At 69.1% G+C, this 11708-nt stretch carries 21 protein-coding genes; all 21 read left to right on the top strand.

The annotated features are described in order from the left end of the window. The first annotated feature begins 3 nt into the window (after positions 1-3). The 21 genes from rplP to FIC82_RS16590 all read left to right on the top strand — a co-directional run bounded on the left by rplP (position 4) and on the right by FIC82_RS16590 (position 11685). Positions 4-423 carry a 50S ribosomal protein L16 gene (gene rplP, locus FIC82_RS16690; protein ID WP_047233815.1) on the top strand — a complete coding sequence of 140 codons (420 nt, stop codon included), beginning with the start codon at positions 4-6 and terminating at the stop codon, positions 421-423. Continuing rightward, positions 423-659 (top strand): 50S ribosomal protein L29, encoded by a 237-nt coding sequence (gene rpmC, locus FIC82_RS16685; RefSeq protein WP_021480429.1) that lies wholly within the window; start codon positions 423-425, stop codon positions 657-659. The genes rplP and rpmC overlap by 1 nt, the downstream gene beginning before the upstream one ends. Positions 660-670: 11 nt before the next feature. After that, entirely contained in the window at positions 671-961 is a 291-nt protein-coding gene (gene rpsQ, locus FIC82_RS16680; RefSeq protein ID WP_047233816.1) for a 30S ribosomal protein S17, read from the top strand. A gap of 205 nt (positions 962-1166) precedes the next feature. After that, complete coding sequence (gene rplN / locus FIC82_RS16675) at positions 1167-1535, top strand: 50S ribosomal protein L14 (RefSeq protein WP_021480431.1); 369 nt, start codon at positions 1167-1169, stop codon at positions 1533-1535. 2 nt (positions 1536-1537) lie between these two features. Further along, on the top strand, positions 1538-1879 hold the full coding sequence (rplX, locus tag FIC82_RS16670) for a 50S ribosomal protein L24 (protein ID WP_021480432.1): 342 nt from the start codon (positions 1538-1540) through the stop codon (positions 1877-1879). Next, the gene (gene rplE, locus FIC82_RS16665) at positions 1879-2448 is read left to right on the top strand and encodes a 50S ribosomal protein L5 (RefSeq protein ID WP_047233817.1); all 570 of its coding nucleotides are present in this window, start codon (positions 1879-1881) and stop codon (positions 2446-2448) included. The genes rplX and rplE overlap by 1 nt, the downstream gene beginning before the upstream one ends. A 1-nt stretch (position 2449) precedes the next feature. Continuing rightward, complete coding sequence (locus tag FIC82_RS16660; RefSeq protein ID WP_021480434.1) at positions 2450-2635, top strand: type Z 30S ribosomal protein S14; 186 nt, start codon at positions 2450-2452, stop codon at positions 2633-2635. A gap of 82 nt (positions 2636-2717) precedes the next feature. Further along, positions 2718-3116 (top strand): 30S ribosomal protein S8, encoded by a 399-nt coding sequence (rpsH, locus tag FIC82_RS16655; RefSeq protein WP_154799242.1) that lies wholly within the window; start codon positions 2718-2720, stop codon positions 3114-3116. Between the two features lie 19 nt (positions 3117-3135). Then, complete coding sequence (gene rplF / locus FIC82_RS16650) at positions 3136-3672, top strand: 50S ribosomal protein L6 (protein WP_154799241.1); 537 nt, start codon at positions 3136-3138, stop codon at positions 3670-3672. 2 nt (positions 3673-3674) lie between these two features. Beyond that, positions 3675-4046, top strand: coding sequence for a 50S ribosomal protein L18 (rplR, locus tag FIC82_RS16645; RefSeq protein ID WP_154799240.1), 372 nt, complete (start codon positions 3675-3677; stop codon positions 4044-4046). A 40-nt stretch (positions 4047-4086) separates the two neighbouring features. Then, positions 4087-4743, top strand: a complete 657-nt coding sequence (gene rpsE, locus FIC82_RS16640) for a 30S ribosomal protein S5 (protein WP_024840322.1) — start codon at positions 4087-4089, stop codon at positions 4741-4743. Further along, positions 4743-4925: a 50S ribosomal protein L30 gene (gene rpmD / locus FIC82_RS16635; RefSeq protein ID WP_021480439.1), complete on the top strand. Its 183-nt coding sequence runs from the start codon at positions 4743-4745 to the stop codon at positions 4923-4925. Before rpsE ends, rpmD begins: the two co-directional genes overlap by 1 nt. Before the next feature lie 2 nt (positions 4926-4927). After that, the gene (gene rplO / locus FIC82_RS16630; protein WP_154799239.1) at positions 4928-5482 is read left to right on the top strand and encodes a 50S ribosomal protein L15; all 555 of its coding nucleotides are present in this window, start codon (positions 4928-4930) and stop codon (positions 5480-5482) included. A gap of 308 nt (positions 5483-5790) precedes the next feature. Further along, positions 5791-7089, top strand: a complete 1299-nt coding sequence (secY, locus tag FIC82_RS16625; RefSeq protein ID WP_168732019.1) for a preprotein translocase subunit SecY — start codon at positions 5791-5793, stop codon at positions 7087-7089. Beyond that, positions 7086-7697 (top strand): adenylate kinase, encoded by a 612-nt coding sequence (locus FIC82_RS16620; RefSeq protein WP_256390397.1) that lies wholly within the window; start codon positions 7086-7088, stop codon positions 7695-7697. The genes secY and FIC82_RS16620 overlap by 4 nt, the downstream gene beginning before the upstream one ends. Before the next feature lie 41 nt (positions 7698-7738). Beyond that, a complete protein-coding gene (map, locus tag FIC82_RS16615; protein ID WP_168732018.1) occupies positions 7739-8575 on the top strand; it encodes a type I methionyl aminopeptidase in 837 nt (278 codons plus the stop codon). Positions 8576-8886: 311 nt separating this feature from the next. Further along, positions 8887-9108, top strand: a complete 222-nt coding sequence (gene infA, locus FIC82_RS16610; RefSeq protein WP_012867920.1) for a translation initiation factor IF-1 — start codon at positions 8887-8889, stop codon at positions 9106-9108. A gap of 95 nt (positions 9109-9203) precedes the next feature. Beyond that, positions 9204-9317 (top strand): 50S ribosomal protein L36, encoded by a 114-nt coding sequence (gene rpmJ, locus FIC82_RS16605; RefSeq protein ID WP_003956441.1) that lies wholly within the window; start codon positions 9204-9206, stop codon positions 9315-9317. A 239-nt stretch (positions 9318-9556) separates the two neighbouring features. Then, positions 9557-9931 carry a 30S ribosomal protein S13 gene (gene rpsM, locus FIC82_RS16600; RefSeq protein ID WP_021479758.1) on the top strand — a complete coding sequence of 125 codons (375 nt, stop codon included), beginning with the start codon at positions 9557-9559 and terminating at the stop codon, positions 9929-9931. A 113-nt stretch (positions 9932-10044) separates the two neighbouring features. Then, entirely contained in the window at positions 10045-10449 is a 405-nt protein-coding gene (rpsK, locus tag FIC82_RS16595) for a 30S ribosomal protein S11 (protein ID WP_021479759.1), read from the top strand. A 216-nt stretch (positions 10450-10665) separates the two neighbouring features. After that, positions 10666-11685, top strand: coding sequence for a DNA-directed RNA polymerase subunit alpha (locus tag FIC82_RS16590; RefSeq protein WP_021479760.1), 1020 nt, complete (start codon positions 10666-10668; stop codon positions 11683-11685). Positions 11686-11708: the final 23 nt, after the last annotated feature.

Here is an 11708-nt window from a genome sequence, read left to right as displayed (position 1 = left end):
GTCATGCTGATCCCGCGCAGGCTCAAGCACCGCAAGCAGCACCACCCGTCGCGCTCCGGCGCGGCGAAGGGTGGCACGCAGATCGCGTTCGGCGAGTACGGCATCCAGGCTCTCGAGCCGGCGTACGTGACGAACCGCCAGATCGAGGCTGCTCGTATCGCGATGACCCGCCACATCAAGCGTGGCGGAAAGGTCTGGATCAACATCTACCCGGACCGTCCCCTGACCAAGAAGCCTGCCGAGACCCGCATGGGTTCCGGTAAGGGTTCGCCCGAGTGGTGGGTCGCCAATGTCAAGCCCGGCCGGATCGTCTTCGAGCTGGCGGGTGTCCCGGAGGACCTGGCTCGTGAGGCGATGCGCCGCGCGATCCACAAGCTCCCGATGAAGTGCCGTTTCGTGGTGCGCGAGGGTGGTGGCAACTGATGGCAATCGGAACGAAGGGGCTCGCCCCCGTCGACCTCGACGCCATGGACGACGAGACGCTCGTCGCCGAGCTCAAGAAGGTCAAGGAGGAGCTCTTCAACCTCCGTTTCCAGTCGGCCACCGGCCAGCTGGAGAGCCACGGGCGCCTCAAGGCCGTCCGCCGCGACATCGCGCGGATCTACACGATCCTGCGTGAGCGCGAGCTCGGCATCCGTACCGCGCCGAGCGCCGAGTGAGTGAGGCTGGAATGAGCGAGAACGCAACGAACGCGCCCGAGGCGGCCGAGGAGCGCGCGAACCGCAAGACGCGCCGCGGCTACGTCGTGAGCGACAAGATGGACAAGACCGTGGTGGTCGAGGTCGAGGACCGGGTCAAGCACCCGCTCTACGGCAAGGTCATCCGCCGCACGAGCAAGGTCAAGGCGCACGACGAGCAGAACTCTGCCGGCGTGGGCGACCTGGTGCTCATCATGGAGACCCGCCCGCTGTCCGCGACCAAGCGGTGGCGCCTCGCGGAGATCCTCGAGAAGGCCAAGTGATCCACCGGTCGTGACGGGCGGGCCCCGGCCCGCTCGTCACGACCGCTCTCGTGCCGCACCGCGGTGCGGCAACCAGTGAGGACAGGTCGGGCGGGTCCACCGCCCGGTCTGGCCGGTTCACCCGCGAGGGACCCGGCACTGACAGCTATCCGTTCGGCAAGGCTCGCCCCGCGCGAGAACCGGCTCGACGACAGGAGTTCATTACATGATCCAGCAGGAGTCGCGACTTCGTGTCGCCGACAACACGGGTGCCAAGGAGATTCTCTGCATCCGCGTTCTCGGTGGCTCGGGCCGTCGCTACGCCGGAATCGGCGACGTCATCGTCGCAACCGTCAAGGACGCGATCCCGGGCGGCAACGTGAAGAAGGGCGACGTCGTCAAGGCCGTCGTCGTCCGCACCGCCAAGGAGCGCCGTCGTCCGGACGGTTCCTACATCAAGTTCGACGAGAACGCCGCCGTGATCCTCAAGAACGACGGCGAGCCGCGCGGGACGCGCATCTTCGGCCCGGTCGGGCGCGAGCTGCGCGACAAGCGGTTCATGAAGATCATCTCGCTGGCTCCGGAGGTGCTCTGACCATGGCCAAGATCAAGAAGGGCGACCTCGTCGTCGTCATCGCCGGCAAGGACAAGGGCAAGCAGGGCCGCGTCCTCGAGGTGCTCACCGACCGTGACCGCGTCATCGTCGAGGGCGTCCAGCGCGTCACCAAGCACACCAAGGTCGGCCAGTCGCAGCGCGGCACGCGGACCGGTGGGATCGAGACCGTCGAGGCCCCGATCCACATCAGCAACGTGATGGTCGTCGACCCGGAGACCAAGAAGGGCACCCGCGTCGGGTACCGCACCGAAGAGGTCGAGCGTGACGGCCGCAAGCGCACCGTGCGCGTGCGTGTCGCCAAGCGCTCCGGGAAGGACATCTGATGAGCACCGAGATCGTCGCCCCCGAGGTGCCCCGTCTGAAGCAGCGCTACCGCGAGGAGATCGTCTCCGGTCTGCGCGAGGAGTTCGGGCACGAGAACGTCAACCAGGTCGCCCGCGTCACGAAGATCGTCGTGAACATGGGTGTCGGTGACGCCGCCAAGGACTCGAAGCTCATCGAGGGCGCCATCCGCGACCTGTCCGCGATCACCGGCCAGAAGCCGCAGGTGACCAAGGCCCGCAAGTCCATCGCGCAGTTCAAGCTGCGCGAGGGCATGCCGATCGGCGCGCACGTCACGCTGCGCGGCGACCGCATGTGGGAGTTCCTGGACCGTCTCCTGTCGATCGCCCTGCCGCGCATCCGCGACTTCCGCGGCCTGTCGCCCAAGCAGTTCGACGGGCACGGCAACTACACGTTCGGCCTCACGGAGCAGTCGATGTTCCACGAGATCGACCAGGACAAGATCGACCGTGTCCGCGGTATGGACATCACGATCGTGACCACGGCGACGACCGATGACGAGGGCCGCTCCCTGCTGCGCCGTCTCGGCTTCCCCTTCAAGGAGAACTGACATGGCGAAGAAGGCCCTGATCAACAAGGCGGCCGCCAAGCCCAAGTTCGCGGTCCGCGCCTACACCCGGTGCCAGAAGTGCGGTCGCCCGCACTCCGTGTACCGCAAGTTCGGCCTGTGCCGCATCTGCGTGCGCGAGATGGCCCACCGTGGTGAGCTTCCGGGCGTCACCAAGAGCAGCTGGTAACAACTACGTCGTAGGTCCTGGCGGGGCGTGTCGCACGACGCGTCCCCGCCCGGATACCACGTCGAGGAAGGGCTAGAGCCCGATGACGATGACCGACCCGATCGCAGACATGCTGACGCGTCTGCGGAACGCGAACTCGGCTTACCACGAGACGGTGACCATGCCGTACTCGAAGCTGAAGTCGCACATTGCCGAGATCCTCCAGGCGGAGGGCTACATCACCGGCTGGAGCGTCGAGGACGCGAAGGTGGGCAAGAACCTCACCATCCAGCTGAAGTTCGGCCCGAACCGTGAGCGCAGCCTCGCCGGCGTGCGCCGCGTGTCCAAGCCGGGCCTGCGCAAGTACGTCAAGTCCACCGAGCTGCCGAAGGTTCTCGGCGGCCTGGGCGTGGCGATCCTGTCCACGTCCTCCGGCCTGCTCACCGACAAGCAGGCCGCCACGAAGGGCGTGGGCGGCGAAGTCCTCGCCTACGTCTGGTAATCCGGAAAGGAGATACGCCATGTCTCGAATCGGCAAGATCCCCGTTCCGGTTCCCGCCGGAGTGGACGTCACCATCAGCGGCGCGCTCGTGACCGTGAAGGGCCCCAAGGGCTCGCTCGAGCACAACGTGCCCGCCCCCATCCAGGTCGCTCAGGAGGACGGCACCCTCGTGGTGACGCGCCCTGACGACGAGCGCGAGTCCCGCGCGCTGCACGGCCTCACGCGCACCCTCCTGGCGAACATCGTCGAGGGCGTCACGCAGGGCTACGAGAAGAAGCTCGAGATCGTCGGCACCGGTTACCGCGTGACGGCCAAGGGCTCGGACCTCGAGTTCGCCCTCGGCTTCAGCCACCCGGTCGTCGTGACGCCGCCCGCGGGCATCGCGTTCGCGGTCGAGAGCCCGACGAAGTTCTCGGTCTCCGGCATCGACAAGCAGCAGGTCGGCGAGGTCGCAGCGAACATCCGCAAGATCCGCAAGCCCGAGCCGTACAAGGGCAAGGGTGTGCGTTACGCCGGCGAGGTCGTCCGCCGCAAGGTCGGAAAGGCTGGTAAGTAACGATGGCTCTGAAGGTTCTCGGCAAGGGCAAGGCTGTCGCGCGTCAGCGCCGCCACCTGCGCCTGCGCAAGAAGATCAAGGGGACCGCCGCTCGTCCGCGCCTCGTGGTGACGCGCTCCACGCGCCACATCACGGCCCAGGTCGTGGACGACACGATCGGTCAGACGCTCGCGTCGGCCTCCTCGCTCGAGGCGGACCTGCGTGCGCTCGACGGCGACAAGAGCGCCAAGGCCCGCAAGGTCGGCGAGCTCGTCGCCGAGCGTGCGAAGGCCAAGGGTGTCGACGCCGTCGTCTTCGACCGTGGCGGCAACAAGTACCACGGTCGGGTCGCTGCGGTCGCCGACGGCGCCCGCGAGGGCGGTCTGTCCCTGTGACGACGCCGACCATCCCCACACGGAAGCAAAGGATTCTCTGATGGCTGCAGGGCAGCGCAGCAACACCGGCGCCCCCACGGGTGCCGCCAACGAGTCGAGCGACCAGAACGCGCGCGGGGGGCGCCGCGACGACCGTCGTGGTGACCGTCGCGACGGTCGCCGTGGCGACGCAGCCGAGAAGAACGCCTTCGTCGAGCGCGTCGTCACCATCAACCGCGTCGCCAAGGTCGTCAAGGGCGGCCGCCGCTTCAGCTTCACCGCGCTGGTCGTGGTGGGCGACGGCGACGGCACCGTCGGTGTCGGCTACGGCAAGGCGAAGGAGGTGCCCGCGGCGATCGCCAAGGGTGTCGAGGAGGCCAAGAAGAACTTCTTCAAGGTCCCGCGCATCCAGGGCACCATCCCGCACCCCATCCAGGGTGAGGCCGCCGCCGGCGTCGTGTTCCTCCGTCCGGCCGCTCCCGGTACCGGTGTGATCGCCGGTGGTCCGGTGCGCGCCGTGCTGGAGTGCGCGGGCATCCACGACGTGCTGAGCAAGTCGCTCGGCTCGTCCAACGCGATCAACATCGTGCACGCGACCGTCGAGGCACTGCGCAACCTGGAGCAGCCCGAGGCTGTCGCCGCGCGCCGTGGTCTCCCGCTCGAGGACGTGGCCCCGGCCGCGCTCCTGCGTGCCCGTGCTGCGGGGGTGAACGCCTGATGGCCAGGCTCAAGGTGACCCAGACGAAGTCCGCCATCGGCGGCAAGCAGAACCAGCGCGACACGCTGCGCACTCTGGGCCTCAAGCGGATCGGCGACACCGCCGTGAAGGAGGACCGCCCGGAGATCCGCGGCATGGTCGCGACGGTGGCGCACCTCGTCACCGTTGAGGAGGTCGAGTGACCATGGCTGAGAAGGCCACCAAGGAGACCGCCGAGGCTCCGAAGAAGAAGGCCGCTGCGAAGGCTCCCGCCAAGGCGGAGGCCGCGCAGTCCGGCAAGCAGACCGAGGGTGCCGGCGGCACGCTCAAGATCCACCACCTGCGTCCGGCTCCCGGCGCCAAGAAGGCCAAGACCCGCGTGGGTCGTGGTGAGGCGTCGAAGGGTAAGACGGCGGGCCGCGGTACCAAGGGTACGAAGGCTCGTTACCAGGTTCCCGAGCGCTTCGAGGGCGGGCAGATGCCTCTGCACATGCGCCTCCCGAAGCTGCGCGGGTTCAAGAACCCGTTCCGCACCGAGTACCAGGTCGTGAACCTGGACAAGCTCGCGGCGCTGTACCCCGAGGGTGGCCAGGTCACCGTCGAGGACCTCGTCGCGAAGGGCGCGGTCCGCAAGGGCCAGCTCGTGAAGGTGCTGGGCACGGGCGAGATCACCGTCAAGCTCGAGGTCGCGGTCGACGCCCTCTCGGGCTCGGCCCGCGAGAAGATCCTCGCGGCCGGCGGTTCGGTCTCGGAGGACTGACACCCCCGGACAGGGCCGGTGGCGCGCACGCGCCGTCGGCCCTGTCCGCGTCTGGGGAGGTCCTCCCGCACGACCCGTGGTCCGTCCGGCAGCGCCCCACGGTTAGACTCTCCGACGGTTGTCTCCCCGCACCCCGGGGTGACGGCCGTCACTCCCAGGTCCACGGTCGGTCCGTCCGGTCGTCGGGACCGACTTGCCGTTCGACGCGGCGCTACGGCTAGGGTGCCTCTTGGCGCCCGTGCCGTGCGTCACACCTCGCCGGGCCTCCCGGCGACACGACATCCCGCCTCGGCGGGCCAGGAGGATAGGTGCTCAGCGCATTCGCCCGGGCTTTCCGGACGCCCGACCTGCGGCGCAAGCTGCTGTTCACGATCGCGATCATGGCGATCTTCCGGGTGGGGTCGTTCATCCCCACGCCCGGCGTGGACTACCCCAACGTGCAGCAGTGCATCGCGGAGACCGCCGACGGCAACGACCTGCTCGGCCTCGTCAACCTCTTCAGCGGCGGAGCCCTGCTCCAGCTGTCGATCTTCGCGCTCGGCATCATGCCGTACATCACCGCGAGCATCATCGTCCAGCTGCTGCGCGTCGTGATCCCTCGCTTCGAGGCGCTCCACAAGGAGGGCCAGTCGGGCCAGGCGAAGCTGACGCAGTACACGCGCTACCTGACGATCGCGCTCGCCATCCTCCAGTCCACGACCGTCATCACGACGGCGCGCAACGGCCTGCTCTTCCAGGGCTGCTCCGTGGACGTGATCCCCGACGCCAGCTTCGTGACGATGGCGCTCATGGTCATCACCATGACCGCGGGCACCGGCCTCATCATGTGGCTCGGCGAGCTCATCACCGAGCGCGGCGTCGGCAACGGCATGTCGCTCCTCATCTTCACGTCGATCGCCGCGAGCTTCCCGACCGCCCTGTGGTCGATCGCCGGCGGTGCGAACGGTGCGACGAACTTCATCATCATGATCGCGGTCATCGTGGTCGTCATCGGCCTGGTCGTGTTCGTCGAGCAGTCGCAGCGCCGCGTCCCGGTCCAGTACGCCAAGCGCATGGTCGGGCGCCGCATGTACGGCGGCTCGAGCACCTACATCCCGATCAAGATCAACATGGCCGGCGTCATCCCGGTGATCTTCGCGGCCTCGCTGCTCGCGGTCCCGGGCCTCATCGCGCAGTTCGGGGACCAGACCGCCGACTGGGTCGTCTGGGTCAGCACGAACCTGGCCGACCCCGCCGCGCCGCTGCACATCCTGCTCTACGTGCTGATGATCCTGTTCTTCTGCTTCTTCTACACGTCGATCACGTTCAACCCGGACGAGGTCGCGGACAACATGAAGAAGTACGGCGGCTTCATCCCGGGCATCCGCGCCGGACGCCCGACCGCCGAGTACCTCGACTACGTCATCACCCGCATCACGTCCGCGGGTGCCATCTACCTCGCGCTCGTCGCACTGCTGCCGACGCTGGTCCTCATCGGGCTCGGCGTGAGCACGAACATCCCGTTCGGTGGCTCCTCGATCATCATCGTCGTCGGCGTCGGCCTGGAGACGGTCAAGCAGATCAACTCCCAGCTGCAGCAGCGCCACTACGAAGGGTTCCTCCGTTGAGCAACGCCACCGACGGCCAGTCCACCTCGCGTCCCGCGCGCCTCGTCATCATGGGCCCGCAGGGCGCGGGCAAGGGGACGCAGGCCGCCCGGCTCGCCGAGCAGCTCGCCATCCCCGCGATCTCGACCGGGGACATCTTCCGGGCGAACATCAAGGGCGGGACGGAGCTCGGCCGGCTCGCGCAGGAGTACACCGCGAAGGGTGACCTCGTCCCCGACTCGGTGACGAACGCGATGGTGCGCGACCGTCTCGCCCAGGACGACGCGGCGCGCGGGTTCATCCTCGACGGATACCCCCGCAACGCTGCCCAGGTCGTCGAGCTCGACACGATCCTGACGGACCTGGGCGTCGTTCTCGACGGCGTCGTGGAGCTCACGGCCGACCGCGACGAGCTCCTCGCCCGGCTGGCGAAGCGTGCGGAGCTCGAGGGTCGCGAGGACGACACCGAGGAGGCCATCGCGCGCCGCCTCGACATCTACGCCGAGCAGACGGCGCCGCTCACGTCGGCCTACGACGAGCGCGGTCTGCTCGTCCGCGTCGACGGCATCGGTGACGTCGACGAGATCACCGGCCGGATCGTCTCCGCGCTCTCCGCGCTCGTCGCCTGAGCCGGCGCGAGCACGTCCGTAGGGTTCTGGGGAGCAGCAGGGTGTTCGGTCGCGAACGCATCGAGTACAAGACGCACGACCAGGTGCGGTCCATGCGCAGCGCGGGCCTCGTGGTCGCGCGGGCGCTCGAGACCGTCCGCGACGCGGTGCGGCCGGGCATGACGACGGCCGACCTGGACGCGCTCGCCGCGGCCGTGATCGCGGACGCGGGAGCCACCCCGTCGTTCCTCGGGTACGAGGGCTTCCCGGCGTCGCTGTGCGTGTCCGTCAACGACGAGGTCGTGCACGGCATCCCCGGCCCGCGCGAGCTGCGTGCGGGCGACGTCGTCTCCGTGGACTGCGGGGCGATCGTCGACGGCTGGCACGGCGACTCGGCCGTCTCGTTCGTCCTGGGCGAGGGCGAGCCGCGGGACGTGGCCCTGGTCGAGGCCACGCGCCGAGCGATGTGGGCGGGGATCGCCGCGCTCGCGACGAGCGAGCGCCTGGGCGACGTGGGCGCCGCGGTCGAGGACTCCGTCCGGGCCTCGGGGGAGTCCGACGGCGTCACGTACGGGATCGTCGAGGACTACGTCGGTCACGGGATCGGGTCGGCCATGCACCAGCCGCCGGACGTGCCGAACTACCGCACGCGGGAGAAGGGCCCCCGGCTCCGTCCGGGCATGTGCCTCGCGGTCGAGCCGATGGTGACGCTCGGTGACCGGTTCACCGAGGTGTGCGAGGACGACTGGACCGTCGTGACCGACGACGGCGCTCGCGCCGCGCACTGGGAGCACAGCGTCGCGATCCTCGACGAGGGCATCTGGGTCCTCACGGCGCCCGACGGCGGGGCGGCGGAGCTTGCGCAGCTCGGCGTCCAGGTCGCGCCGCTCGCGGCCTGATCCACGACTCGATCCCACGGCTCGATCCCACCGCTCGGTCTCTCGGTCGATCGGTCGCGCCGGCTCGGGGCGTGCGGGGGGAGTGACGCGTCGCACGGTCCGGGGCCCCACCACGGTTTCGCGACTCTTGCCCGATGCCGTAGGATGGTCCGTCGGGTGTAGTCCGTGCACGTCGTTCATCCGGCCCCCGTCCCTCGGGACCCGGGCGACCGACCTCCGCACGCGGCTCCACGCACCTCCCACGATCGGACGACCCGCGGGTCGGGCGTGCGCGGGAGTACCAGCAGTTCAGACGAGAGTTAGCGGAGGACATGGCAAAGAAGGACGGTGTCATCGAGATCGAGGGCAGCGTGGTCGAGGCCCTGCCGAACGCGATGTTCCGCGTGGAGCTGGCCAACGGTCACAAGGTTCTCGCGCACATCTCGGGCAAGATGCGCCAGCACTACATCCGGATCCTCCCCGAGGACCGGGTCGTGGTCGAGCTGAGCCCGTACGACCTGTCCCGCGGCCGGATCGTCTACCGCTACAAGTAGTCGCCACGCGTCCACCCACTCACCCGCCTCGCCACCCGGTCACCGGGACCGCCCGTCGGTCGCGCCCGGGGCGGGGCACCACTGAGGGAACGAAGATGAAGGTCAAGCCCAGCGTCAAGAAGATCTGCGACAAGTGCAAGGTGATCCGCCGGCACGGTCGCGTCATGGTGATCTGCGACAACCTGCGGCACAAGCAGCGCCAAGGCTGAGCCCCGCGCCTGCGCCACGGGTGACGGTCCTCTCGGGGCCGTGATCACCAGGTCGCCCGTCACGACGACGGCCGGCCACCAGCGCACCACCACGAACCTGCTCGGCACCCCGGACGCGAGTCCGGGAGGAGAACGCCACAGGCAGGGGAACCCCCGGCTCGGAGGCCGGGGCCCACGGAGCTCCCCGTGGGAGGGCGGTGCGACAGACCTCCGACGAAGCACGAGGAGCCGAAAGGCACATGGCACGTCTCATCGGCGTCGACCTCCCCCGCGACAAGCGGCTCGAGGTCGCGCTCACCTACATCTACGGCGTCGGCCGTACCCGCGCCCAGCAGACGCTGGCCGCGACCGGCATCAGCCCGGACGCGCGCGTGAAGGACCTCGGCGACGCCGAGCTCGTCGCGCTCCGCGACTACCTCGAGGGCAACTACAAGCTCGAGGGTGACCTCCGTCGTGAGGTGGCCGCCGACATCCGCCGCAAGGTCGAGATCGGCACCTACCAGGGCCTGCGTCACCGCCGCGGCCTGCCCGTGCGCGGCCAGCGCACCAAGACCAACGCGCGTACGCGCAAGGGACCGAAGCGCACCGTGGCCGGCAAGAAGAAGGCCCGCTGAGCCAGTCCGCAGGGCGGGCCCCGCTCGGGTGCTGACGTCGGCCGCACGGTCCACGTCGTCCCGGTCGGAGATCCCCGCGGTCAGACCACCTCAGACCAGGAGAGAAACGAAAGATGCCTCCCAAGACTCGCGCCGCCGCTGGGCGCAAGCCTCGCCGCAAGGACAAGAAGAACGTCCCCGCCGGCCAGGCGCACATCAAGAGCACGTTCAACAACACGATCGTGTCGATCACGGACCCGTCGGGCGCCGTGATCGCGTGGGCCTCCGGCGGCGACGTCGGCTTCAAGGGCTCGCGCAAGTCGACCCCCTTCGCCGCCGGCCTCGCGGCCGAGGCCGCTGCCCGCAAGGCGCAGGAGCACGGCATGAAGAAGGTCGACGTCTTCGTCAAGGGCCCGGGTTCCGGTCGTGAGACCGCGATCCGCTCGCTGCAGTCGGCCGGCCTCGAGGTCGGCTCGATCCAGGACGTCACGCCGCAGGCGCACAACGGGTGCCGCCCGCCCAAGCGTCGTCGCGTCTGACCCTCGTCGTCGGCGTGCCGCCGACGGACCGCCCGGTCACCGACCGGCCGAGCCCGTCGGCGGCGCCCGTCACGGGGCAGCCGCCTCCTGACGGGGCCGACGCCCCCTCCCGGCCGGGTGGACAGAGTCCCGGCCGGGGCCGCGTGCCGCAGGCGCGCACCTCGCCTTGAACCGTGCAGCGTCATATGGCGGACGCTCGCCGAAAGGAAACCACCAGTGCTGATCGCACAGCGCCCCACCTTGACCGAAGAGGTCATCTCGGAGAACCGTTCGCGCTTCTCCATCGAGCCCCTGGAGCCGGGCTTCGGCTACACGCTCGGCAACTCGCTGCGTCGCACGCTGCTGTCGTCCATCCCGGGCGCGGCGGTCACCTCCATCCGCATCGACGGTGTGCTCCACGAGTTCACCACCGTGCCGGGTGTGAAGGAGGACGTGACCGAGGTCATCCTCAACATCAAGAACCTCGTCGTCTCCTCGGAGAACGACGAGCCCGTCGTGATGTACCTGCGCAAGCAGGGTGCTGGTGCGGTCACCGCGGCGGACATCGTCCCGCCCGCGGGTGTGGAGGTCCACAACCCCGAGCTGCACATCGCCACGCTCAACGACAAGGGCAAGCTCGAGATCGAGCTGACCGTCGAGCGCGGCCGTGGCTACGTCTCGGCGTCGCAGAACAAGTCGTTCGACGCGGAGATCGGCCGGATCCCGGTCGACTCGATCTACTCGCCCGTCCTCAAGGTGACCTACAAGGTCGAGGCGACGCGTGTCGAGCAGCGCACGGACTTCGACAAGCTGGTCGTGGACGTCGAGACGAAGCCGGCGATCTCGCCGCGCGACGCGCTCGCGTCGGCGGGCAAGACGCTGGTGGAGCTCTTCGGCCTGGCCCGTGAGCTCAACGTCGAGGCCGAGGGCATCGAGATCGGCCCGTCGCCGACGGACGCGGCCCTGGCCGCGGACCTGGCGCTGCCGATCGAGGAGCTCAACCTCACGATCCGCTCGTACAACTGCCTCAAGCGCGAGGGCATCCACCAGGTGGGCGAGCTCGTCGCACGCAGCGAGGCGGACCTGCTGGACATCCGCAACTTCGGTGCGAAGTCCATCAACGAGGTGAAGGAGAAGCTCGCCGAGCTCGGCCTGTCCCTCAAGGACTCGCCGCTCGACTTCGACCCGTCGGCCGCCGCGTACTACGACGGCGACGACGACGAGGCGACGTTCTCGGACACCGAGCAGCAGTACTGAGCCTGCGGCTCTAGACACCTCAG

This window comes from Cellulosimicrobium protaetiae, from assembly GCF_009708005.2.
GTDB classification, from domain to species: domain Bacteria; phylum Actinomycetota; class Actinomycetes; order Actinomycetales; family Cellulomonadaceae; genus Cellulosimicrobium; species Cellulosimicrobium protaetiae.
Note: the sequence above shows the minus strand (reverse complement) of the source record. Positions and strands in the feature narration are given on the sequence as shown.

Excerpts from the sequence above, each read along its gene's own strand:
- rpmC (WP_021480429.1), top strand. The coding sequence starts at position 423 with ATGGCAATCGGAACGAAGGGGCTCGCCCCCGTCGACCTCGACGCCATG.
- rpsE (WP_024840322.1), top strand. The coding sequence starts at position 4,087 with ATGGCTGCAGGGCAGCGCAGCAACACCGGCGCCCCCACGGGTGCCGCC.
- rplR (WP_154799240.1), top strand. The coding sequence starts at position 3,675 with ATGGCTCTGAAGGTTCTCGGCAAGGGCAAGGCTGTCGCGCGTCAGCGC.
- infA (WP_012867920.1), top strand. The coding sequence starts at position 8,887 with ATGGCAAAGAAGGACGGTGTCATCGAGATCGAGGGCAGCGTGGTCGAG.
- rpmD (WP_021480439.1), top strand. The coding sequence starts at position 4,743 with ATGGCCAGGCTCAAGGTGACCCAGACGAAGTCCGCCATCGGCGGCAAG.
- rpsH (WP_154799242.1), top strand. The coding sequence starts at position 2,718 with ATGACGATGACCGACCCGATCGCAGACATGCTGACGCGTCTGCGGAAC.
- rplP (WP_047233815.1), top strand. The coding sequence starts at position 4 with ATGCTGATCCCGCGCAGGCTCAAGCACCGCAAGCAGCACCACCCGTCG.
- rpmJ (WP_003956441.1), top strand. The coding sequence starts at position 9,204 with ATGAAGGTCAAGCCCAGCGTCAAGAAGATCTGCGACAAGTGCAAGGTG.
- rplF (WP_154799241.1), top strand. The coding sequence starts at position 3,136 with ATGTCTCGAATCGGCAAGATCCCCGTTCCGGTTCCCGCCGGAGTGGAC.
- rplO (WP_154799239.1), top strand. The coding sequence starts at position 4,928 with ATGGCTGAGAAGGCCACCAAGGAGACCGCCGAGGCTCCGAAGAAGAAG.
- FIC82_RS16660 (WP_021480434.1), top strand. The coding sequence starts at position 2,450 with ATGGCGAAGAAGGCCCTGATCAACAAGGCGGCCGCCAAGCCCAAGTTC.
- rplX (WP_021480432.1), top strand. The coding sequence starts at position 1,538 with ATGGCCAAGATCAAGAAGGGCGACCTCGTCGTCGTCATCGCCGGCAAG.
- rpsK (WP_021479759.1), top strand. The coding sequence starts at position 10,045 with ATGCCTCCCAAGACTCGCGCCGCCGCTGGGCGCAAGCCTCGCCGCAAG.
- rpsM (WP_021479758.1), top strand. The coding sequence starts at position 9,557 with ATGGCACGTCTCATCGGCGTCGACCTCCCCCGCGACAAGCGGCTCGAG.
- rplN (WP_021480431.1), top strand. The coding sequence starts at position 1,167 with ATGATCCAGCAGGAGTCGCGACTTCGTGTCGCCGACAACACGGGTGCC.
- rplE (WP_047233817.1), top strand. The coding sequence starts at position 1,879 with ATGAGCACCGAGATCGTCGCCCCCGAGGTGCCCCGTCTGAAGCAGCGC.
- rpsQ (WP_047233816.1), top strand. The coding sequence starts at position 671 with ATGAGCGAGAACGCAACGAACGCGCCCGAGGCGGCCGAGGAGCGCGCG.